Origin of the sequence: Rhizobium sp. FKL33 (assembly GCF_005222915.1) — a bacterium.
Classification (GTDB): Bacteria; Pseudomonadota; Alphaproteobacteria; order Rhizobiales; family Rhizobiaceae; genus Rhizobium_E.
Genome location: NZ_STFX01000056.1, coordinates 1 through 23,898, shown reverse-complemented (window position 1 = coordinate 23,898; position 23,898 = coordinate 1). Strand labels below are relative to the sequence as shown.

Here is a 23,898-nt window from a genome sequence, read left to right as displayed (position 1 = left end):
AATTTGCCCGAATGCGGGTGCTACCTGCCCCGATTGAACTGGAAAGGGTTTCATCACCTCGAATGTCCGAAGTTGCTGCCCAACTGTCCCTGGTGGCAACGCTCGCCCAAAATCGGGCGTGCCTTGAGGAGAGAAGAACCGTGACCAGGGCCCACCACCATACCTGTCAATTTTCTGGCCTTTATAAAGGAAAGTCTCAAAGGCTGCCTCAAAAAGAGGTGGGTGATTTCAAGAGGTTATGATTCCTTCGGATTTGCGAGGTTCGATGGAGTTCACAATGGCCTGGAGCGAAATCACCCGTCGGCACTATGCCCGGCGAACCGGACGCTACGCAAGCGATATGACAGATCGAGAATGGGCGCTGGTTGAACCTTTTCTGCCCGGACACCGTCGCCTTGGTCGTCCGCGCAGCACGAATTTGCGGGAGGTCGTCAACGCCCTGCTTTACATCGCCACGACCGGTTGCCAGTGGCGGATGCTGCGCTGTGATTAAGCGCGGAACTTTGACCACTTTCGGCGCGGAAGAATGACCCCAGTTGTTGCAAACTAGAGCATTTTGTCAGAACCCTGAGTCGGTGGGTTCCCCTTTATGACGCGATCTGATTCATTGTCGTGGTGATATGCCAGGAGGATGAAGATGTCTCGCAGCCTGAGTTCCGATCTCCGCAGCCGTGTGATTTCAGCGATCGAAGAGGGCCTATCGACGCGGGAGGCGGCGCGACGTTTTCGCATAGGGATCGCCACGGCGGGGAGTTGGTATCGCCGCTGTCGCCAGACCGGTGAGACGGTCGCACGCAAGCAGGGCCAGCCATCACGCTCCAAGCTGGACCCGTATGAAGGCTTCATCCTCGGGCTGATCGAGGACGCTCCGGACATGACACTGGCAGAGATCGCCGAAAGGCTGATGTCGCAACACGGGGTCCAGGTCGTCGGCTCGACGATCTGGATGTTCCTCGACAAGCGCGGCATTACGTTCAAAAAAAGACGGCGCATGCCAGCGAACAGCAACGCGCCGATGTCCTGCGCGCCCGCAGGGACTGGTTCGACAACCAGCCAGACCTCGACCCCGCTAAACTGATCTTCATCGATGAAACGGCTGCCTCGACGAAGATGGCCCGGCTTCGTGGTCGCAGCCCGAAAGGCGATCGATGCCGGGCGTCCGTGCCGCATGGGCATTGGAAGACGACCACTTTCACGGCAGGTCTGCGCCTGAACGGCATGACAGCGGCGATGCTGCTGGACGGCCCGATGACCGGCCCTGCCTTCCTTGCTTACGTCGATCAGGTGCTTGCGCCGACGCTGGAACCCGGCGACATCAGCGCAATGCTCGCATTGTCGCGTGATCATGGACAATCTGCCCGCCCATAAGATCGCCGGCGTGCGAAACGTGATCGAAAACGCCGGAGCCAGAGTGCTTTACCTGCCGCCCTACTCGCCCGATTTCAATCCCATCGAAATGGCCTTCTCCAAACTCAAGGCCCTGTTGAGGAAGGCCGCCGCTCGAACGATCGATGAACTGTGGTCCGCCGTGGCAGCATGCCTTAAAGCCTTCAAACCAGACGAATGCGCCAACTATTTCGAAGCCGCAGGTTATGACCCGGAATAAGTCGAATCTGCTCTAACATGCTGAGTGACTTTGTTTTTCTTTAGAACGCCTGGGATCACCGTTCGACGCCTATAGTGGGGTCAAAGACCGCGCCGAAACACAAAGCTCACCCGTCCGAACATCGCCGCCACGCATGCCATCACCCCGAATCCTGTCGAACTCAGTGAATCATCCGCAGACATATCTGGCGAGAGGCTTTTTCAACAGCCTGCTAGACGCTGGAACGACCCAGTTTATCGGCGGTTTCATTGGTAGCCCGCACGGTGGAGGCTGTCATGGTTGTAATTTTCATTAGCGCACCATGCGCATGGGTCAAGCAGCAAGAACTGTCAACGGATTTCCGGCCACTTCTGCCGTTCCTTCAGCCCACAAGAAGATCCCGCCGGGCGCGTGACTTTGAAAAAGCCGCCGCCTGTTGAATTTCAGCTGGATTTGCCCCCTTTTTTTCATTTCGCAGTGCACCACCTAATTGAAACTATAGCTTTGATCGTCAACATTTTCTCGTAGCGCAGGCGGATCCCTCCGAAATGAAAAAGTTGTTTAAATCGGAGTGATAATCAACACATTCAGGTTTTGCTGGATCGCTTGTTCACCTCAGTGTTCACGTCCAGATATTGAATATACTTAAATTTGCAACTCCATATCCTACACGACCTTAGCTTTCGACACGTGTGATCTCACATCGAATCCAGTTTTTGAGTTGCCTGCCAGAACAAAGAGACCGATGCAAAGTAAGGCAATGCCTACGCCAGCAACACCGATGGCGGGATAGCCAAAGGTTTCCACGAGAGCGCCGCCAATGAATGGGGCCAGGGCGGACCCTGTCATCAACATTGCGGGCGTCGTGGCGACTGCGCGGCCGGTCGGTTCATGCTTGGCGATGAAACCGAAAACAAACGTATGGGTAAAGATCATCACCGCGGCAAATAAGATCGCGGGCGCAGCGAATAGAGGAAAGATGGTTGAGGTCATGATAGCCAGCGCCAGAAGACCCTGAAGGAGCGCTCCCGTCCGGGCCACCGCCAGAGCCGGCAGCCGCCTCTCCAGCACCGCGGCCAAAGCTGGCGGGAAAAGATTGACGACGCCCAACGCGATCAGCACAAGTTCGATGTGAGATGCCGCAAAACCCCTGGCGCCGCCTACCTGCACCACAAAGCTGAACACCATCGCCTGCACCAGCGCCATGCCCATGATGCCGGCAATCGCCAGCCGCACGGATTGCGGCAGCGGCTGCTTGAGATCCGGAACATTCTCGGCGGCGGTCTCGGCGGGCATGAAAAGCGTCGTCGCGAGGGCTGCGACCAGCATAGCGCCGGCGGTCGCATAGAAAAAGCCGTGGGGGCCGATCGCATGAACCAATTGCGGGACGCCGCCGAGAAAAATGAGCGAGAACAGACCGAAGCCGATGCCGGCATAGGCGAAGATCCGGTGCGGATTGGCGCTGACGCCCATCGCGCCATGGATCTTGGACAACGCGGCCCCGGCCGCTACGCCGCCGATCAGATGCAGCGCGAGGTGAAAGCCATAGCCGGAGACATAGGACATTGCGAAGAAGGCGGCGAAGGCGACCCAGAAGCCGAGCGGCGCAAGCAACCGTCCCGTCCTGCCCGCAAAGCCGCGCGACAAGGCGATGGAGGCGATGACCGCGCCGGTGAGAAACAGGGTCGGCAAGGCGCCGGCCATGGCCGGCCGATAGCCGTAGCCCTTGACCAGCGTGTCGACCCAGATCGGCAAGGCGGCGAGATCGATCATGCCCGCCACATGCCCTGTGATGAGCGCCACAGCGCCCCATCTTGAAGTCGTGATCGCCATCTTTTCCTCCCATGGCTTGTTTCTGCATTGATCCGGCGGCCGCAATCCCTCCTTTGCGGCCGCTTGTCATTTGGTGCGGCTAGGCGAGCGCCGCGTCGATCCCTTCGAGGCGCGCAAACGCCGTCTTGCACGCCGCCAGATCGCCGTGATTGCTTTGGACGAATTGCTCGGAGGGTTCGCCGAGCGCGTCCCAGAATTCCAGCCCGTCATCATGGGCGGCGCTTAGAATCCAGCGGGCATGTCCGCCCGTCACCTCCGTCGCATAGGCGACGCCGGCGGGAATATTGGCGCAGTCGCCCGCGTTCAGCGCATGGGTTTCGCCGTCGAGCGTCAGCGTCAGCGTCAGCGCGCCCGAGAGAAGGTAGAGCACGACATGTGTCCGCGCATGCCTAATCGCCGGCATCGCCGCGCCGCGGCCCGCCTCGATCGTGCGCATGTCGACCGCGCCGTCACTGATCTTGCGCGACAGGAGCAGCGTCGAGAGATGGCCATTGAGCCGGCGACGGTCGCCATAGCCTGCCTGCAGGACATAGGAAGCAGGCGCTTCGGGCAGAGCGCGGTCGACAGCGTCGCCATTGGAGGCGTCGGCATAGACGGCGTCCGGCACCCGCATGATGCGGTATTTGCCCATGGCCGGGCCCATGCGGGAAAAGTCGAACGGCCTGTTGGCCTCGGGCAGTCCGGGTTCCGTCCACTCCTCGCCGGCGTCGCTGAAAAAGCCTTCCCAGCCGCCGGGCGCGACCACGCCGAAGAAGCTGGTCCGCGGCGCGACCGAGCGATAGGAATGCACGCCATAGGGTTTGACATAGGCGAAATCGCCGTCGGTCAGGATGCGCGACTGGCCGTCCGACCAGATCTGCAGGCGACCGCGCGTGCAGAACCAGGTGTCGTGCTCGCGCTCGTGAAAATGCATGGGGATCGGCTGGCGATCATAGGTGGCCTCGCAGACCACCGCGCCGAAGCCACCGGCCGTTTCTTCCGTCCCCGCCAGCACCCGGATCGTCTGGCCGGCGACGAGAAGGCTTTGGCCTTCTCCTTCCCGCAGCACATAGGCCTTGGCGGCGGCTGCGGTCTTGTTGTGGGAAACCGTGTCGAGCATGTCTTTCTCCTCCTCCTCGCGCCGTTTCAGACGAACGGGATGGCCAGTTGCGCTTTCTTGCATTCCTCGGTCTTCGGCGGGGCGATGCCCCAGCGGTCGACACGGCCTTTCGGCCAGATCCAGTCCTCGGGGCCGCCCACTTTGTAGCTGTCGTCCACGAGCAGGACTTCGGCCGTGTGTTCGACCACAAAGCCGAAGGGATTGACGAAATAGGTGAAGACATTGGCGCCGGGGCCATGACGGCCCGGCCCCCAGGCGATGCCGAGGCCCGCGTCGCACATGCGGCCGGCCGCCTTCATGACGTCTTCCCAGTGATCGTGATTGAAGGCGATGTGATTGAGCGTATCGACCGGATTGATCGCCAGCACCACCGCATGGTGATCGTCATTGGTGCGCACGAAGCCCATCGTGCTCGACAGGTCGGTCAGTTTGAAGCCCAGCCCCTGCTCGAAGAAACGGATGTCGCGATGCACGTCGGTCGTGTTGATATTGACATGGGCGAGGCGGCCCGGGCGGCTCGTCCCGGAATCTATGGGTATGCGTTGCTCCGCGCCCTGGACGACGCGGTAGCGCCGCCCGGCTGTGTCGCAGACTGCAAAACCCCATCCGCCGCCGATGTCGGCAATTGCGCCGATGTCTCCCTCGGCTGTCGCGCCCGCCTCCAGCATGCGCGCCCGCAGATCTGCAAGATCGGTGTCCTCGGCGGCGGCGAACGTAACAGAATGGATTGCGTCGACCAAGCCCGCGTCGATCCGCACCAGATAGGGATCGACGCCGTCGCCCGCGAGCCAGACGCTCTCGGCGCTGCGCCCGACCTCCTGGAGACCCCAGGGGCCGCTGTAAAAGTCCGCGGCCGCGGCGAGGTCCTTCGCGATGAGCTCCACGCTTCTGAGGCCGGTGATGGGAAATGTCGTCGCCATGGCTACGCCTCGTCCACGATTCGGCTCGAAAGCGTGCCCACCCCGTCGATCTCGACGGTGAAGACGTCGCCGGCCTTCATCCAGACCGGCGGCTCGCGCTTGGCCCCGACGCCGCCCGGCGTTCCCGTGGCGATGACGTCGCCAGGCGACAGCGGGGTGAATTGCGAGACATAGGCGATGATCGTCGGGATCGGAAACAGCATATGGGCGACCGGCGCTTCCTGCATGACCACACCGTTCAGCAGACCACGCACCACCACCGCATCCAGATCGGCGATCTCGTCCGGCGTGACGAGTTCCGGCCCGAACGGCGCGGTGCCCGGAAAATTCTTGCCGGGGATGAATTGCTGGGTGTGCCACTGCCAGTCTCGGACAGAGGCGTCGTTGAAGCAGGCGAAGCCCGCGACATGGGCCATGGCGTCCTGTTCGGCGATTGCGCGTCCGCCCTTGCCGATGACGATCGCCAGTTCGGCTTCGTAATCGAGGCTGGTGGACACACGCGGCCGGACGATCGGATCGCCGGCGCCGACCAGCGTGTCGGCGAAACGGGTGAAGATGGAAGGGTTGGCCACCTTGGCGCGGCCGGTTTCCTGACGATGGCTCTCGTAATTATGCCCGACACAGAGAATTTTCGAGGGATTGGGGATGACCGGCAGGAGCCGGACTGCGGCCGCCGACAGGCGCGGGCCTTCGGTGAAGCCCGTGAGGCCGCCGGTGGCGAGCGCCGAGCGCAAGTCGCGTGGCGCGCCTGCGCCCACGCCGAGATCAATGATCTCTGATCCTTCCACGCGTCCCCAGGACGCGCCCCACTGATATTCAAAACTGACGAACCGCATGCATGTCTCCACTCAATAAACGTCTTCTGTCGTCGGGACAGTCGCAACTGCCAGGGTCATCGCCGCGCCGAGCCTGTCGATGTCGGCGGAAAATGCTTCGCCCGCAGAACCGACCGCGGCAAGGTAGAAATCCGGCCGGATCAGCGCCAAGGTCGCGCCTTTGCTTTCGAACCATCCGGCGAGCCACCCTTCGAAATCGCCGATGTCGCGGCCGATGATCAGGCGGCGCGCGCCGAGCCGGTCGAGAACGCGCTCGGCGCTGTTGGTCAGATCAGCTTTTCCGGTCGCCAGCAGCCGCCAGCCGCCGCCACAGACGGCGTCGAGCAGGCGTCCGTCATTGTCGATCGGCGGGTTGATGAAGCGTTCGCCGGCGTCCGGACCGATGATGGGGGAGACGAGCGGCGCGATCAGTTCGGCCGCCGTCTTGATGCCGGCCATGGCCCTGACGCGGGCGTCGCGCGCCGCTGCCTCCACAGGGTCAAGCACGCAGATATAGCGCCCGGCCTCGATGGCCTTGCCGATGACATAACGCACCTGCGCGTCGCGCTCGGTCTGGTAGCTGTCCAAAAGCGCTTCGCCCGCCTCGCCCTTGACGACCATGGCGAGCTTCCAGGCGAGATTGGCGACGTCGCGCATGCCGTGACACATGCCTTGGCCGAAGAAAGGCGGGGTCTGGTGCGCTGCGTCGCCGGCGAGGAAGACGCGGCCCACCCGCCAGCGTTCCGCCACAAGGCCGTGAAAGCGATAGGTCGCGGCGCGGATGATGTGATGCGGCGCATCCGCCACCCATGGCCGCACGAGATCGCCGGCTCTTTCCGCCATCGCGGAATCGTCTTCGCCGGGCAGCAGCATGAATTCCCAGCGCCGATGCTTGCCGCGGCCCGGAACGATGGTCGCGGGACGGGCGGGATCGCACATCATCACCGACAGGCGCTGCAGATCCGCCTCCGCTGGCACGCCGCTCAGGGGCGGGAAGGTAATCGGTCCCTCGACTTCGGCGTCGACGACGAGCCAGGGCTCCTCGAATTCGAGATCGTCGAGCTTGACGCCCAGCGCCTTGCGGATCGTGCTGCGCGCGCCGTCCGCGCCGATGACCCAGCGCGCTGTTGCGCTGTCGCCGCCAGCGAAGCGCAGTTGCACGCCGCCTTCAGTTTGCGTGAGGCCGACCAGTTCGACGCCGAGACGCAGTTCTGCATGGGAATAGCGGGCGAGGCCAGCGCGCAGCGCCTCTTCGAGTTCGGGCTGATAGAAGAAATAATCGTTGGCGTAGCCGAAGGGCTTCGGCTTGCCGGCGGCGCTGAGATAGCGGATCACCCCGTGATCGGCGCCGATATGCAGATGTCCGTCAGTGGCGCGGATGAGGTCGGCAATCGGCGCAAGCAGGCCGACATCTTCCAGCAGACGCAGCATTTCATGGTCGAAATGTACCGCGCGCGGCAGGCTGTAGGGTGCGTCGTCCCGATCGATGACCAGCGTCGACAGGCCGGCTTTCGCGAGAAGATTGGCGGCGAAAGCGCCCACCGGGCCGCAACCGACCACCGCGACATCGACAGTTGCGCTCATGCCGTCACCTGGAAAATGCGCTTGAAGAAACGGAGAAGTTCAGGGGCGAGCCGGGCGCAATGACTGGTCGGATCGGAAATGTCTTCTTCGGAAAACCACAGATGTCCAGCATCGGCGATTTCATAGGTGCGAACCGCAAAGCGCGCTTGACGCAGGGCTTCCGCGAAGGCTTCCGACTGTGCCGGCAGGACTTCGCGATCACTCTGGCCCCAGGCCAGAAACACCGGCATCGCCTTGTCATAGGTGATCTGCCGGAGAGGAGACGCGTCGTGATAGAGCTGCGGCGCCTCAAACGGCGTCGCGCCCAGCATGCGGCTGGTCTTGTCGTTTCCCGGCCCGGCGTTGTGCGTCAGGTCAGCCTGCCAATGCGCGAAGAGATCGAAGACGCCATAGATGCAGGCGAGCCCCTTCAGGCTCGGCCCGCAGAAGCGCGGGGACAGCGCCGCCAGCGCTGCGAGATGGCCGCCGGCCGAAGCGCCGAGCAGCGCAATGCGTCCGGCGTCGAGGCCATGTTCGACAGCGTTGTCGGAGAAATACGTCACCGCTGCAGCGACATCCTCGGCATTGCCGGGAAAGGCGGGGCCTTTGACCGCCCGGCGGTAATCGATGCTGGCGACGGCGAATCCGTGGCGCGCCAGAAGTTTGGCCCAGCCGCCGAGCGAACGGCGGTCGCCGCGAAGCCAGCCGCCGCCCGAGACGGCGATCACCAGAGGATGTGGTCCAGCGCCTTCGGGCAGGTAGACATCGGCGAACAGGGGAGCGCCGTCAGCGGCGCCGAATTGGATTTGGGAATGCATGTCGTCTCCTCCGCCGCGCTCCACCGCAGCGTCATGACAGGCACTCTGCAAAAGCCGAAACCATCCGTCAAATAATGATAAATGGCAATTCCATAAGCTGGATTTATATTAAGGCGAAGAGAGAGCCTGAGCGCCCGCGATAAATCGTGCGGCCGGCGCGCTCAGATCATCGCCTCGCATCCGCCAGATCGCCAGACGGCGCGGCGGCGGGCCGTCGAGCAGCGGCACGGCGCGCATGAGGCCCGCTTTGATCTCGGTGTCCACCACCGAAGCGGGCAACAGGGTGAGGAAGCCGGCCTTGCGCACCGTGTCCTTCATGGTCGCGAGCGCGTCGCATCGTAGGATGGTTTTGGGAAGGGCGACGCCCGCGCTCAGGAACACCGCTTCCAGCTGCCGTCGCGTCGCCCCGTCGGCCAGCGGCAGGATCCATGGAAAGATCGCGGCTTCGGCGATGGAGACGCCTTGATCCGGCATGGGATTGTCCGGCGCGGCCAAAAGCAGGAAAGGTTCGCTCTGAAGCGGAACTTCGATGATGTCGGAAGGCGGCTCCTCACGGCTCGCGGTGCAGAGCGCCAGATCGATGGCGCGCATCCGCAGCATCGGCGCGAGATCCTCGTCGCGCGCCTCGACTGCCTGCACCGCAAGCCCCCGGTCCTCGACGGCAAGACGCGCGATGAGCGGCGGCGCAAGCGCGACCAGCGCCCCCGGCGTGCCGCCGACCTTCAGCGGTCCGTCGATCTGTTCGCGATGGCCCGCCACCTCCTGCTCGGCGGAATGCAAAATATTCTCGATCGCCTGGGCCCGCCTCAGCAAAAGCGCCCCGGCCTCGGTCAGCGTCGCGCCTTTCCGGTCGCGCATGACGACCTGTGTTCCCACGCGGTCTTCGAGCTGGGCGATGGCGATCGACACGGCGGGTTGCGACATGTTGAGCGCCTTCGCCGCCGCGGTAAACGAACCGCTGCGCGCGACATGCAGCAGAATGGAGAGATTGCGCGGATCGAGGCTCATGGGGGCTTCTCCTTGAGAGGCATCGGGGCCGACGAATCGCCTGTCCGCCGCCCCCGCAATCCCATGAGTACAACAATCCTCACTCTTGGCGGATTGATCTCGCCGATCTGCGGGAGGATCACCGCCCGCGTAGCGATCAGGCTGCCGGACCATATCCGGCGGCGCTGATTCCGGCGAGCGCGCAGATCTCGTCATTGTCGCCGACATCGCCTGAGATCCCCACTGCGCCGATCACGCCATGCGCGGGATCGGCGATCAGCACGCCCCCGGGAGACGGGGCCATCCTGCCGCCGCTGATGGACGTCAGCGCGTCGATGAAGACGGGATGCTTGGCGGCGCGGGCCGTCATTTCGCGGGAGCCAAACCCCATGCCGAGGGAGCCCCAGGCTTTCGCGAAGGCGATGTCGTAGCGCAGGATGCCGGCGCCGTCTTCGCGTTTGAAGGCGAGGAGATGGCCGCCGGCGTCGAGCACGGCGACCGCAAGCGGCGCGAAACTGCGCGACCTTGCCTCCGCAAGAGCGGCGTCCACGATTTTCGAAGCCTTATCGAGTGTGAGCAGAACCAAGATGTCGTTCTTCAGGAGAGTGTTCAAACGAACATTGCAAGCATGCCGAGGGCCGTCGGCGGGCGGGGAATTGAAAAGCTGACAGCCTGCCAATCGCTGGCGGCCGGGCGATGAAGGCAGTTGCGCAGCCAGGCGGCGAGCCGAGGCCATAGCGCAAGATCGATCGTCGAGTCGGTTTAATGCTGTGGCGATGGCGGTTCCGGCTCCCGTCTGTTCGAGCCAGGTCGAGATTATGGCAGCATTCTCAAGAACGGTGTTGGCCTGGCTGAGCGCGATGCGCTCGAACTCGCCTGCAGGAAGTCTCCATCCGTCTTTTTGCCCCTGGAGTTCTTTTGCAGGCGATGGGAGAAATAATAGCGATAGCGTCTCAACCCCTTTGCCGCGCTTGAGGGGCTCAGGCGATCGCTGGTTTCGTCAAAGGCGATGCCGTTGAGCAGATGGATGTCGGGCGCGCCGCGTCCGCGGCGGCCCGCAGTACGGATCTCGGAGATCTCGGCCTGAACCGCATCGAAGAGATCCTGGGAGACAATCGCCTGTTGCTCCCCATCATGAATGGCTGTTGAATTTCAGCTGGATTTGGCTCATTTTTCATTTCGCGGTGGACCACTTAATTGCAATTATTCTGTTGATCGCCAACAATTTCTCGCGGTTTAGGTGGACCCCTGCTGAATGAAAAAGTGGATCAAATTGATGTGAAAATCAACACATACCGCTTAAAGGCTTCGGCCCGGGCCATCCATTGAAATTACCCGGCGAATCTCGTCGGACTTGAAGCCGATCATCGAAGGCGACCTGCGGCCTGCAAGCGCGATTACGTCGTAGAGCTCTGTGACGATGCCTTCGATGGTCAGCCAGTGCGCCACGTCGCCGGTCCCGAGATCGACGACCTGCACTCCGCAGCGTGGCTTCATGCCCTGCGCGTCGAGACGATCCTGCAGTGGCAGGCCATGAAAGGTGCGGTTTTCGCGCGGGGCAGAGAGGCCGATGACGGCGTGATGGTCTAAAAAAGTAAGACCACGCGCATAACCCGGCAGAAACGCTATCGGCTCAAATTTACCCGAGACGAGATCGATCCTGCCAAACTCACCCTGGCCGGAATTGAGCACATAGAGCCGACCGTCATGCCAGCGCGGCGAATGCGGCATGGAAAGGCCCTGGCAGACAATATCGCCGCTTTCGACATCCAGCACCACGCCGCCCTCGACGCGGGCGTCGCGCCAGCTGTCGGCCATATCACCCTTGCCGACCGCCGTCGCATAGGCGGGCCGGCCATCCCTCATCGCCAGCCCGTTGAGATGGCAGCGATCTTCGGCGGCCAGCCGCGAGATAAAGGATGGCTTCCAGAGTGGCTTGAAGGAATGCGTTTCGGAAACTTCGCTGATGCAGGAGAACAGCGTGTTGGCGAAGACCAGCTTGCCATCCGCCGTATAGCCCATGTCGTGGACATCGAGGTCGCCGGTGAAATGGCTCATCTGCGGCACATAGACGGCGTCCGCGCCCTTTGTGCTCTCGCCCTCGCCGAGCGCGTCGATGAACGTATAGATCTGATAAAGCGAGGCGATCGCCAACCTGTTGCCGCTGACCGCCATGCCCATCGGCCGATCGAGCGATCGCTCGAAGACCGAAATCCTGTCGGTCTCCGAATTGGCTCCGATGAACAGGACCTTCCCCGACTGATAGGTGGAGAGTGCGATCGAGCAGCCTGCCTCCTTGAGCCAGGAGACGAACTGGCGGGATGCGAAGAGTTCGAGTTTGACCGAGGGTGCGGGTGTGCTTTTCATGAACGACTTTGCTGAACGTTAACGTCTTTGGCGCCGGCGGAGGCCGCCGCTACATTTTCTTTTTCTTCTTCACGGGCACCTTGTTTTTTTCCTTCCTGAGCACATCCGGACTCGTTGGGCAGCAGCTTTCTCAGCAAACCGATCCGGTCCTTGACAAGTAGCCGGAGCCGGGAAGCTCGATAGGACATGTCGGCTGCGCCATAGCCCTCCGGACAGTCGTCATCGCCGCGATGGATCTACGCAAGCTTGACCCCAAGGAATTCGCCATCGACAAATGCCTGTACATACCGACCCAGCGGATCGTATATATCCACCGTTTTCGGATGAATTGGTCCATCGAGACACGTTTGAATTTGTCGCAGATACACACGACCCTGCTGGCCGACATAGAAATCGTTCATCGCGGTCCCCCGGTCGCCACTGGCGGCGCTTTCTAAAACTTGCTGCAGGCTGGTTCGATATGAGGAAGCGCGCGTTTGCGTCAAGCGGGCGCAACCGGCGACCGCCAGATGCTGCTCAAACTCACAAGACCAATGTCATGTCGTGATCGACTGCGATCGAGGCCAGCACTCGGTCGGTGCCGTTTTCGACTAGGTTGACAAACGTGTATTCCCCACCCGCCGTGCCATCGAGATTGCGGTTCAACCGGGCGGTTTCCCAGACTCCATTCGCCGCTCCGGTGTCGAACAATTGTAGCGTATCCCCGTCATTGCCATCGATCACGAGGCTGTTATGGCTGCTGGTGGCGGTGAACAGGCCGTTCTTATCGGTGGAGAAGTGGAACACGTCGACGGCGGCGAGTTTCAGCGTGTTGTTGCCTAGCGTGAGGTCGAAGCCTTCTATGCCGGTTAGATGAGCGTTGGAGAAATTGCGGGCATCCAGCGTAAAGCCACCACCATCGAGGACGACGACATCCCGTTTACCCGTGCCTGCGTCGATCAGTTGGAATCCCGCATCCTTTATGACGATATGGTCGTTGCCGGCGCCGGAGCGATAGACGTCCGCGCCGCCATTGCCGGCAAGTGAATCGTTGCCCGCCGCGCCTATCAGGATTTCCGCAGATGACGTGCCGGTGAGTTCGATCGGCGTGGTGTCACCACCGAACGCGCCGCCATACAGGATATAGGCCGCGCCCTCATCCCCGGCACCGGCGCCAACGGCGCCAACCATCAGGTCGTCGAAGCCGTCGCCGTTGATATCGCCGGCAGATGCGACCGAAAAGCCCGCAGAGTCATACGCCGTGTCACTTTGTATGATGAACCCCTGACTGGCCGTCATCGAGCGAACGTTGACATCGCCGGAAAAGGACGCAGCGCCGAAAATCACGAAAGCCTGGCCGCCCAGGTATGCGGTCTTGCTATTCGCAGCGCCGCCAACAATCAGGTCGTCGAAACCATCACCATTGATATCGCCCGCCGAAGCGACCCTGGCGTGGACGATAGTATCTGAGTAGTTGTCGACGATGCGAAAACCAAATTCGAGTTCGGTTCCGCCGAACACCACGGAGGCGGTGTTGACTGAGCCGGCGATGAAATCGTCGAAGCCGTCGCCGTTGACATCGCCCGCTGACGAGACCGCACTGCCCACACCTTCGCCTGAGCTGCCCGCAAGATATGTGCCCTCTCCGGCCTGAAGAGTCAGGAGATCGATCACCTGCCGCCCCGCCACGTCGGTGCCGAAACCGGAGTCCGTGCCGAAAATTACATAGGCCCTGCCGAAGCCTCCGCTGTAGTCGTTCGGGTCGGGGTCATCGTTGGAGTCCAGGGGGGCGCCGACGAGGATGTCGTCGAAGCCGTCGCCGTTGAGGTCGCCCGCTGACGAGACCGAAGCGCCGGTATCGCTACCATAGGGACCATTCTTGCTGGGCGACTGACCACCCCGGAGAACAAAACCCTGGCTGGCCGTCAGCGTGCTGAGGTCTATCACGCGCTGGCCGGCAACCTTGCTGCCGAAGCCGGACGCGGTGCCGAAAATCACATAAGCCTCGCCAGCGCTGTCACCGCCGTCGTCGCCATAAGGCGCACCAACGATCATATCGCCGAAACCGTCACCATTGACATCGCCGGCGGACGAGACCGACCAGCCGGCTTGGTCGCCAACCGTGTCTCCCTTGATGATAAAGCCGTGGCTGGCAGAGAGCGTGCTCAGGTCAACCACACGCTGGCCTGCAACAGCGGCGCCAAAACCCGATGCTGTGCCGAAGATCACATAGGCGGCGCCTGTCTTGTCGCCGGCATCGTCGTTATCTCGCGCCCCGACGATGATGTCGTCGAAGCCGTCGCCATTGACATCGCCCGCCGATGACACGGAATTGCCGGCCAAGTCTCCTGCCATTTCACCCTTGATGATGAATCCCTTGTCGGCTGTCAGTCCTGCGAGATCGAACACATTATTGCTATCGACATCGATTCCCGTCGCCTTGCCGAAGACAACGAAGACCGCACCTGCGGTAGACCCGCCGCGGTCGTTGCCGTTCGCGCCGATGATAATGTCGTTGAAGCCATCGCCATTGACATCACCCGCCGACGAAACGGAAGAGCCGGCGCCGTCGTCTTTTGCCTCGCCCTCGATCACGAAACCCTGGCTGGGTGAGAGTGTGGTCAAATCGACCATATAGGACGCCGCATTTATGGTGAATGTCGCGCCCGCGCTTGTCGTGGCCGGTAGGTCGTCGCCGTAGCTGGCGGTCACCGTAAACAAATGCGCGCCGTTCGACAGCGCTGAGCGGGCGCCATCGAAGCTCCAGTGTCCATCGGCGCCGGCCACGGCCACGCCGATCTTGGTCTTGCCGTCATAGACGACGATGCGGGCGAACGGATCGGATGTGCCGTTGAGGACAAGCGTCGAGTCGGTGGTGGTCGCGCCGGAAACAACATCGCCATCGGCCGTCGTAGCGGAGATGATGATAGGCATCTCCACAATTCGACGGTCGATGGTCGTGTCGCCGAACTTTATCAGTTCGACGGTCTTGTCGAGTAGCGCCTCGCTGCCCGACTTGAAGATGATCAGCCGACCATCGACGTCATAGGACGCCGTATAGTCCGTAACAACACCTGTGAAGACGGCAGTGTCGACGCCACTGCCACCGAAGAGCTTGTTCTGACCAGCGCCGCCGATCAGCGTGTCGTTGCCGGCTCCGCCGTTCAAAGTATCATTGCCGGCGCCTCCATCGATCCGATCGGCATCCTTGGCACCGGTGATCCGGTCATTGCCGCCGTCGCCATATAGTCGGTTCTTGCCGCTGCCGCCGTTAATGACATCGTTGCCGCCGCCGCCATAGATCGTGTCGTTTCCGTCACCGCCGTTGAGCCCATCATTGCCGTCAAGGCCTTTGATGTTATCATTGCCCGCGCCACCATCGATCCGGTCGGCATCCTTGCCGCCAGTGACCCGGTCGTTACCGCCGTCCCCAGACAGCCGGTTCTTGCCGCTGCCGCCGTTGATGACGTCATTGCCGTTGCCACCTGAGACCGTGTCATTGCCGACGCCGCCGATTAACGTATCATCGCCGCCAAGCCCGTTGATGGTGTCATTGCCAGCGCCGCCATCGATCTTGTCGTTGCCACTGCTGCCGTTGAGCTTTTCGCTATTCTTGCCGCCAGTGACAACCTTGCGGTCGAAGGCATCGGATTCAAATCGTGTAGAAATCGGGCCTTCAGATGAAATGGCGCCGTGATCGAATGCCTTTGACTTTGTTCTCACGCGCACCGTCTCTCGCCAAAAAAATATAGTTAAAAGAAGCTACAGATCTATATCGAAACAGGAAGAAGGCAGCAACCTATTGGCTCAGCTTTCGATCAGATCGACAGTGTGTTGAATTTCAGCTGGAGTTGACCCCTTTTTTTCATTTCGCGGCGCACCACCTAACTGAAGCTATATCTTTGATCGCCAAAATTTTCTCGTAGCGCAGGCGGATCCCTCCGAAATGAAAAAGTGGTTTAAATCGGAGTGATAATCAACAGCCTGGGGTCACCGTTCGACGCCTATAGTGGGGTCAAAGAGCGCGCCGAAACACATTTTGACATCGTCGTACTGATCGACAGTCCGGCTGCTCACCGCCAGTTTTGCGCGCTATATTTGAGAATTGCGAAAAGTTTCCTCAGGGTGATACCGTTGCCCCGACGCCACGCAGAACGATGTCGGGAATAGCCTGACTGCCATACAATCGCGATACATGGGACATCATGCTGCGCATGACATTGGCGCGGCCTGTCTCCAACTGGATGTGTCGGGCCGAGCTGAAATAGAGATATTCCAACCCTCGGGCTGCGCCTGTGGCGCCCAGGTCCTGCAGCGCCGCTTCCGAGGCGGGTGATAAAGGTCGATCTGCAGACGCGGTCATCCACCCGAGCATCAGGTTGATTTCGCGAGGACTGCCCGGGCCAAAATTGTCTATGTCCGTGGCCTGCGCTGCCGAGACGCCGCTATGTCCCGCGGCCACAAGAGCGAGACATTTCAACACCCGCATATGCCAGTTAAATTCCGAGTCGGGCGCTGCCATGTCGATGCCGCGGTCGAACAGCTTGACCGCTTCGTCATAGCGTCCCCGGGCATATTTCAACTGACCGAGAAGCGGCAGGCCTGCGGTGAAATCCTGCATTGGCGGCACGGCGCGCTCGGCAATCTCTGCGGCGAGGTCGAGATGGCCCCGGTTGATGAAATAGAGAAGCTTGGCTGCGGCCAGCATCAACAGGGGATTATTTTCGATAATGGGCAGGCATTCCAGCACCGTATCTTCGATTTCGGTTTCGATTCTGTCGCGCTTTTCCAGGCTCATCCCGGTGAATGGTTCGGTCATGACAAGCTTCGAGAACAGATGCAGGCACCATTGAAGCGCTGCGTCGGGATCATGTGGATTCTGCTCTCGGATCCTTCCAAGCTGATGACCACTCGCCAGCCATTTCGGATTTGCGACAGACAACAGCCTTGAAGCGCTCTGAAAACGCTCGTCGATCGCTTCGTCCTCGGCTATTCCGAGGCCTGTCGAGACGTTTTTCAGCGCCTGAACCAGAGCATCGATAACGTCACCGGAAATGCGGGAGGCTTCGCTTGTCAATGACGCATCGTCATGGATGTCGAGTTGCAACCTCAACGTCTTCATGATCCGCTTCGACGGCATCTCGCGCAAAGCGGCCACGCAATTCAGGCGTTGGTGGTTTGCGTGGAAGCTCACCTGAAGGGAGTAGCGCGCCTTTTCATGGACGACATTCGACGGGTCACTCGAACTGGCAACCTTCCGCCCTGCACCAAGTCCGGCGGAGATCGCCTCCCGAAGCTGATCCATCAACAACAAAGCCTGCCTGCGGAACGGATGGCCTTCGAGATCGGAGGTCGGGCCGATGACCAGGAAAACTTCGATCGGCGCGGCTGGAGACGGCGTTGCGACCCAGATGTATCCCTCGCCATACTGTGTCGCGATGAAGGAAGGAGACTTGGCGTTGTCGCCGAGTTTCGACCGCAGCCGATTGACGAGAAAGTCGATACTGCGGTCTGATGGATCAGAGGTGGTGGCGATCTCGTCCAGCAGACGGCTGCGGGTCATGAGACGGCGCGGATTGTTCATCAGGACATTCAGCAGGGCCCGCTCGCTGCGGGTGAATTGAATTGTGCGCCCCTTGTGATGGGCGAACATGCAGGCCGCATCAATTTTGAGGTCTCCAAATTCGTGCACCTGCTTCACCCCTCAAATACGACCGCAATAATCGCCGATTCCAAGGCCGGACAGGTGATGCCGTGTGGCGCAGAGGCCCCAGCTTGTACGGGTTGGATGAAATAATGTTACGTCCTGACAATTCGTATACTATAGCGCCATCAGAGAAGAAAGCCGTTGATATAACGGAACATGCGTGGCGAAGCGGAGTGCGAGGTCGCCTCCGATTTGACGGCCGCCACAGCCGCGTGAGTTAAGAAGGCGCCAGGTAACGATCTGCACGTTCAACCATGCCTTTGCATGACGACCCCTTCGCATCATGCCGCGACTGACGCTTCGCCTGTTGCACCCAAATCTTTGCTCTCAGTCACAACGATCGGCGCGGGAATTTGTCTTCCTACAGCCATGATCCCGTTGACCCGACATTGGCGGCCGAGCCGAGCGAACACCCGGAAATCCGCGATGATCGCATCGCCATCAGACCGGGCGCAGTGCGATATAGGCGGCGGTGACCCCAAGTATACTCGCCGCTCCGCGATTGAGAAGCATCAACGCATTCGGCCGACGCAAGATCCGACGTGCTCGCGACGCGAGCAGCACGTAGGGAAGAAGCGCGGACGACAGGACGACGAAGGTGACCCCCAATAGAACGACATATTCTTGCGCGCCGACGGCGCTGAGGTCGATGAGTGTCGGGACGAGCGCGATATAGAACAGCATCGACTTCGGGTTTCCAAGCGTTATCAGCAGACCTGAAAGCAAGACCAACCCGGGAGCAGTCTTGGTTCGGTCCGCCTCCACGTCCTCTGTCACCAGGCCCGATGTCCCGAGCTTCCAGGCGACAAAGCCAAGATAGAGAGCGCCGAAGATCTTGATGATCAGAAAGGCGGTTGTGAAGGTCTGGGCGAGGAATGCCAAACCCAGAATGACGGCCGTGAGATAGATGACATCGCCGAGTATCAACCCGAGACCCATGATGAGGGTCTCTCGCAAACCGGAACCAAGCGCGCGCGCGACGATGGCCGTCACGCTCGGGCCGGGAATAATGGCTGCGATTGAGAGGGTGATGGCATAGGCGAACAAACTGGTCGGGTGCATGTCGGCAAACTCCGGAGGACTGGGGTTAGGGTATCGACGACCTGGATTTGCGTTCCGGCCCTGCGAACCCCACTCCGAGGGGCCTTAACAGGCGATTGTTTGGACAAAATTTGAAAATGAAAAATATGCCGCAAGATCATTTGGACTTGAAGGAGCGGGTTCAGGCTGGAGCCGAATGACGATCCAAGCGCCGGCGGGGTTGGACCGGAGATCGTCGCCTGTCAGCCGTAGATGCGCCGATCGAGAGGAGTGATAGGCCCATCAAGCCTTTGGTTTTACCGCTTGGCGATCGCGTGGCCGGGATCGGAAATCGCAGCAAATCGACATGGTCGCGCAACTTCCTCCCGGTTTCAAATATTCTGCAAACAATCGGTTGCTATGCGCTGGGCTGAGTTCAAGTCGATCGAGGGGCGCGCCATGACTGTTTCATCAGGTTCGGTAATCGTTGTTGCCAGCAACGAGAGCACGGAATCGGACCCCACAATCATCTCCAGACCGGGGGGTGGATGGATCGTCGTCTGGCAATATAACGTCAACAATCGACCGGATTGGTATTATCAGGCCTATAACGAGGATGGCTCCACGGATGGCGACGTCGTTACCTTGGCCAGCCAGCTGCTGTTGACCGATTATGTGTCCGCCGCGGTGACGACAAATGGCTCGGTCGTTTCGACCCGCGTGAACTCGTCGATCGCGGCGCTTTCCGATGGCGGCTGGATCATTACAAGGACGTCGTCGGACGGCAGCGGCAACGGGATATGGCAGCAGCGCTATACCTCGACTGGCGTGAAGACCGGCAGTGAAACCATGGTCAACACCACCACAGCCGATGACCAGAGCATGAGTAAGGTTACAGCACTCGCGAGCGGAGGATGGGTTGTCTCCTGGCGAGCCGGAGACGGCAGCGATTACGGCCTCTTTTCGCAGGTCTACGACGCGAGCGGCGTCAAGATCGGCGGCGAGTATCAGATCAACAGCACTGCGACCGGGGATCAACGGTTTCAGTCTGTAACCGCCCTCGCCGGCGGCGGGTTTATCGTGACCTGGTCTCTGCTCGAGCAGGGCTATTTTGGCAAGACCTACGCACGCATCTTCGAGGCGGACGGTTCCGCTGTCGGCGATGAGTTTCGGGTCGACACCCAGGGCACCTTTGATGCGGCCGACGTCACTCAGCTTGCCGGCGGCGGGTTCGTCATCGTCTGGGCGGATGCAGGGTTCGCCAATGTGCATGCCATACTGGCGCAGGTGTACAACGCCGATGGCAGCAAGAATGGCGACCAGATTACGATAACCACCGAAAGCTACATTAGGCTGCCTACGGTTGGGGCGTTGGATGACGGAGGGTTCGTCGTCGCCTGGGGATCGCAGTCGGGCGATATTCACCAGAAGCTAATCCATATTACCAATGACGCTCCCGTCGGCAACGACAACACTGTCACGCTCGACAGCAACCTCGAGACCCATACCTTCACGCTGGCCGATTTCGGATTTACCGATGGCAACGGAAACCAGCTTGAAGCGATCGTCATCACCACGCTTCCGGACAAGGGAACCCTGACCTTGAACGGTCATGCGGTCAGCGCCGGACAGTCCATCGACGCCGCGGATCTAGGCGCATTGGTATACACGCCGCCAACCAGCGGCGCCTCGGGCAGCAGGGAGCTCGGCCACTTCACGTTCCAGACCGTTGATGACGGCGGCACGCTCAGCGGAGGCCAGAACACCGACCAGAGCCCGAACACATTTACCTTCGAGCAGCTTTTCAATGACGCGCCGACCGGCAACAACACCAGCTTCGCGCTGCGGGATGAGGACCAGAAGACCTTCACCGCCGCCGACTTCGGTTTTGCCGATGGCGATGGTGACAGCCTGAAGGCCGTCATCATCACCACGGTGACCACGACCGGATCCCTGACGCTCGACGGCGTCGCCGTCTCTGCAGGCCAGTCGGTTGCGGCAGCCGACATCGGCAAGCTCGTCTGGACACCCGATCTTGCTTCCGTCAATGCCGGCGGCGACAGCTTCACCTTCCAGCTCCAGGACGATGGCGGCACGCCGAATGGCGGCGCCGATACCGACGCCTCGCCGAATACGGTCGGTTTCACGGTCGACTTTGTCCACAGCGCTCCGACTGGCGAGGACTTCACGACGACGATCGCCGAGGATACGCCCTACAGGTTCAGGGCCTCCGATTTCGGCTTCTCCGACCCGGACGACGCTGTGCGGCCGGATGAGTTGGCGGCGATCACCATTGCCTACGACTTTTGGTCGAACATGACGTTCAAGGGCGAGCGATATACGTCTGATATCACCATCGCCGTGACCGATATCGACGAGCTTGTTTTCACACCCGAAGCCAATCAACACGGAGAATACAGGCTTTGGACAGGCTTCAAACTCGCAGATGACGGCGACACAAGCAACGGCGGGGAGAACGCGTCCGCCACATACAACTTTCTTAGAATCGACGTTACCTCTGTCGATGACGCCCCCGAGGGGAAAGACGCCCGCCTGACCGTCAAAGAAGATACGGAGTTCACGTTTTCCAGTGAGACATTCGGGTTTGCGGACACAGCCGACGACGGCGCCAACACTCTTTCGAAAGTCATTATCGAAAGCATCACGGGCAATGGCGATCTCATGCTTGCCGGCAAGGCGGTTGTCGAGGGACAGACCATCAGCGCCGCAAAGCTGGACACATTGACCTTCAAGGGCGACAAGAACGGCTTCGGCACGAAATATGCTTCAGTGGACTTCGTGTTGGTCGATAGCGGCGGCAACACCGGCGGCAACAAGAATACGTCGAGCGGCAATACGCTCACCTTCGACCTGACGGACGTGACGGACACAATCACCGGGACCTCGAAAGCAGAGACGCTGAAGGGCACTGCCGGCGTCGAAGTGATCTACGGCCTTGCTGGCAACGACACGCTGATCGGCGGCGGCGGCGCTGATCGCCTGGATGGCGGCGCGGGATCAGACACGGCGTCTTATGCCGGCGGATCCAAAGCAGTGACGGCGAGCCTCGCCAAACCTGCGATCAACACCGGGGACGCCAAAGGCGACAAGTATGTTTCGATCGAAAACCTCACTGGCTCGGGCCATTCCGACACGCTGACCGGCAATAGCGGCGCCAACGTCCTGATCGGCGGCTTGGGCAATGATACACTTTACGGCGCCGGCGGCGCAGATGATTTACATGGCGGCAAAGGCAAGGACGTGTTCGTCTTCAAATCGATCTTCGATTCCACGACCGCGAGTTTCGGTCGTGATACGATCTTCGATTTCGCCGCCGCCGACACGATCGACATTTCGGCGATCGATGCCAACACCAAGGCATCGGGCAACCAGGCGTTCTCGTTCATCGGCGCCGACAGCTATCACGGCAAGGCCGGTGAATTGCGTTTCGTCAGGAGCGGTTCCGATACCTATGTCTATGGCGATGTGAACGGCGACAAGACGTCGGATTTTGGCATCCACATCGACAAACTCGTGAACTTCGAGGCGGCGGACTTTGTGCTTTAGATAGCCAGTTTGGCAACCGATTTCCCACAATTGCAATCCGTATTCGGAATAGTGCAAAGGCGGTCCGGTTTGCGGCAATGCGCATACGTGGGGCGGCAACGGCCACCCGTCCAGTCACAATGTCATGGCGAAAAACTGCAAAGCCAGTTCGGCTAGCGGCAACCTTATCTCACGGAACAGCAATCCGATCCCAGATAACGACAACGGTTTGACCTGTTTTCTGGCGGCATTGCATGGGCTCAAAAACTCGGAACTCGCCTATTTATTTGATTTTTCGAGCTATATTTGAAACCTCAGCCCCCGAGAGTTTCGCCTGTTTCCAGACCGAAACTGGTGCAACTGGCTACTCCACCAAATTTACTTCCCAGAACTCGCCGAAACTGCACTGTTCCAAAGAGACACGACATTTTCGTGGGTTAGTGCCTGCTGTCTCTATATCTCCGCCAGACGGCTGGCCATATCTCCTCTCTTTCCGCCCTTTCCCGGCCGCAGTCTCTGTCGGCCCTCACCTGCGTCCACTAATTTTGCCGGGTGGGCGTGGTGGTCTGGATACGTCCGCCCGCAATGGAGACAGCCCGCGCCTTGAGGTCGCGGACTGCGGATGATCGTTTAGGACAGTGTCGTGGTATTTTTTCCCGCCGAGCAGAGTGGCCTGCTCCGCCCAGCTCGCAGGAATATCCACCAGCCGTGAGAGGGTGCGGACGGTGAGATCGGCCGGCTGACGACCGGAGAGAATCGATTCGGTCAGCTGCGGCGACAGGAAGGCCAGCGGCAGAATGCGGCTGATATCGGCGCGATGCACCCCGAGCTGATCGGCGAGTTCGGCGATCGATGATGCTGAGCCATTGGTGAGGCGGTTGAGATAGATGTGCGATCTGGCGATGAGATCGATCAGCGCCTGATCCGGCTCTCGTCCCGCGCCTGCTTGAACCACCATCCGCATCTCGACGCCGCGGCGCTTCATGGTCATCGGCACGGTGATGATGGAGGTTTTGTCATCCTGGGGATCGTCGGTGGGGATTGTTGGTTTTGCGACGCCTTGTTGATCTTCAGGGATCAAAGCCTTGATCAGCGCGTCGCGGTTGATGTCGAATCGGATGTCATTGGGAGAGATCGTGATCGCCTTGAAGATCAGGCGGATGCTATCGCGGCGGCGGAACGGATCGGGTGAGGAAAGATCGTCTTTGAGAGTGGTGAGCCGGTCCAGTGCGGCGACGATGACGTTTCCGGCTCCCGCCTGTTCCAGCCAGGTCGAGATTAGGCTCAGGACTCATTAATCGAGATAGTAGCAGCATGTGGCTGCGATGAGGATTGCGGAGAAGAAGGTGTGCGCGCATCGATCATAGCGTGTTGCGATGCGCCTCCAGTCCTTTATCCTACCGAACATGTTCTCGATGCGGTGTCTTTGTTTATAGAGGGTCTCGTCGAAGGAGGGTGGATTCTTCCTGTTCTTGCGTGGTGGAATGCAGGGCGAAATTCCCTTGTCTTTCAAGCCATCGCGAAACCAGTCGGCATCATAGCCACGATCGGCAAGCAGTTCCTTGGCGCGCGGCAGGCGCTCGAGCAACTGCCGCGCGCCGTTGTAGTCGCTGACTTGGCCCGCCGTTAGCAGCAAAAGCAACGGCCGTCCCATTCCGT

General features: G+C 60.5%; 16 protein-coding genes and 3 pseudogenes. 4 read left to right on the top strand and 15 right to left on the bottom strand.

The features are described from left to right. From E8Q41_RS26060 to E8Q41_RS24935, 3 genes and pseudogenes are all read left to right on the top strand, one after another. Window positions 1–242 (top strand): hypothetical protein (locus E8Q41_RS26060; RefSeq protein WP_246660317.1); only part of this gene is annotated, 242 nt, incomplete at its 5' end. Window positions 243–277: 35 nt separating this feature from the next. Further along, window positions 278–481 (top strand): annotated as a pseudogene (locus tag E8Q41_RS24940) (transposase); the annotation flags it as partial. A 156-nt stretch (window positions 482–637) separates the two neighbouring features. Further along, window positions 638–1,606, top strand: a pseudogene (locus tag E8Q41_RS24935) (IS630 family transposase). A 645-nt stretch (window positions 1,607–2,251) separates the two neighbouring features. On the opposite strand, the gene E8Q41_RS24930 reads toward E8Q41_RS24935, so the two are convergent. The 13 genes and pseudogenes from E8Q41_RS24930 to E8Q41_RS24865 all read right to left on the bottom strand — a co-directional run bounded on the left by E8Q41_RS24930 (window position 2,252) and on the right by E8Q41_RS24865 (window position 18,735). After that, complete coding sequence (locus E8Q41_RS24930; protein WP_137158279.1) at window positions 2,252–3,418, bottom strand: MFS transporter; 1,167 nt, start codon at window positions 3,416–3,418, stop codon at window positions 2,252–2,254. Between the two features lie 79 nt (window positions 3,419–3,497). Further along, window positions 3,498–4,517: a quercetin 2,3-dioxygenase family protein gene (locus E8Q41_RS24925; protein WP_170976610.1), complete on the bottom strand. Its 1,020-nt coding sequence runs from the start codon at window positions 4,515–4,517 to the stop codon at window positions 3,498–3,500. A gap of 26 nt (window positions 4,518–4,543) precedes the next feature. Next, window positions 4,544–5,437 (bottom strand): VOC family protein, encoded by an 894-nt coding sequence (locus tag E8Q41_RS24920; RefSeq protein WP_137158277.1) that lies wholly within the window; start codon window positions 5,435–5,437, stop codon window positions 4,544–4,546. A 2-nt stretch (window positions 5,438–5,439) separates the two neighbouring features. Further along, window positions 5,440–6,273 carry a fumarylacetoacetate hydrolase family protein gene (locus E8Q41_RS24915; RefSeq protein WP_137158276.1) on the bottom strand — a complete coding sequence of 278 codons (834 nt, stop codon included), beginning with the start codon at window positions 6,271–6,273 and terminating at the stop codon, window positions 5,440–5,442. 12 nt (window positions 6,274–6,285) lie between these two features. Further along, window positions 6,286–7,836 carry a bifunctional 3-(3-hydroxy-phenyl)propionate/3-hydroxycinnamic acid hydroxylase gene (locus E8Q41_RS24910; protein ID WP_137158275.1) on the bottom strand — a complete coding sequence of 517 codons (1,551 nt, stop codon included), beginning with the start codon at window positions 7,834–7,836 and terminating at the stop codon, window positions 6,286–6,288. Further along, entirely contained in the window at window positions 7,833–8,633 is an 801-nt protein-coding gene (locus E8Q41_RS24905; RefSeq protein WP_137158274.1) for an alpha/beta hydrolase, read from the bottom strand. Before E8Q41_RS24905 ends, E8Q41_RS24910 begins: the two co-directional genes overlap by 4 nt. A 108-nt stretch (window positions 8,634–8,741) precedes the next feature. Beyond that, complete coding sequence (locus E8Q41_RS24900; RefSeq protein WP_170976609.1) at window positions 8,742–9,641, bottom strand: LysR family transcriptional regulator; 900 nt, start codon at window positions 9,639–9,641, stop codon at window positions 8,742–8,744. A gap of 136 nt (window positions 9,642–9,777) precedes the next feature. After that, window positions 9,778–10,206: a heme-binding protein gene (locus E8Q41_RS24895; protein WP_137158272.1), complete on the bottom strand. Its 429-nt coding sequence runs from the start codon at window positions 10,204–10,206 to the stop codon at window positions 9,778–9,780. Window positions 10,207–10,919: 713 nt separating this feature from the next. After that, on the bottom strand, window positions 10,920–11,987 hold the full coding sequence (locus tag E8Q41_RS24885; RefSeq protein ID WP_137158271.1) for a TIGR03032 family protein: 1,068 nt from the start codon (window positions 11,985–11,987) through the stop codon (window positions 10,920–10,922). A gap of 119 nt (window positions 11,988–12,106) precedes the next feature. After that, window positions 12,107–12,388 (bottom strand): annotated as a pseudogene (locus E8Q41_RS26200) (CAP-Gly domain protein); the annotation flags it as partial. 121 nt (window positions 12,389–12,509) lie between these two features. Beyond that, a complete protein-coding gene (locus tag E8Q41_RS24875) occupies window positions 12,510–15,689 on the bottom strand; it encodes an FG-GAP repeat protein (RefSeq protein WP_137158270.1) in 3,180 nt (1,059 codons plus the stop codon). A gap of 397 nt (window positions 15,690–16,086) precedes the next feature. After that, complete coding sequence (locus E8Q41_RS24870) at window positions 16,087–17,667, bottom strand: winged helix-turn-helix domain-containing protein (protein WP_137158269.1); 1,581 nt, start codon at window positions 17,665–17,667, stop codon at window positions 16,087–16,089. 447 nt (window positions 17,668–18,114) lie between these two features. Then, window positions 18,115–18,735, bottom strand: coding sequence for a LysE family translocator (locus tag E8Q41_RS24865; protein ID WP_137158268.1), 621 nt, complete (start codon window positions 18,733–18,735; stop codon window positions 18,115–18,117). Between the two features lie 417 nt (window positions 18,736–19,152). Between E8Q41_RS24865 and E8Q41_RS26045 the strand changes: the two genes are divergently transcribed. After that, on the top strand, window positions 19,153–22,260 hold the full coding sequence (locus E8Q41_RS26045; protein WP_137158267.1) for a hypothetical protein: 3,108 nt from the start codon (window positions 19,153–19,155) through the stop codon (window positions 22,258–22,260). A 505-nt stretch (window positions 22,261–22,765) separates the two neighbouring features. On the opposite strand, the gene E8Q41_RS24855 is transcribed toward E8Q41_RS26045, so the two are convergent. Together E8Q41_RS24855 and E8Q41_RS24850 are read right to left on the bottom strand one after the other, a co-directional pair. Continuing rightward, the gene (locus tag E8Q41_RS24855) at window positions 22,766–23,320 is read right to left on the bottom strand and encodes a hypothetical protein (protein ID WP_137158266.1); all 555 of its coding nucleotides are present in this window, start codon (window positions 23,318–23,320) and stop codon (window positions 22,766–22,768) included. Between the two features lie 213 nt (window positions 23,321–23,533). After that, window positions 23,534–23,898: IS5 family transposase (locus E8Q41_RS24850; RefSeq protein WP_137158265.1), on the bottom strand; the 365-nt coding region annotated here is incomplete at its 5' end.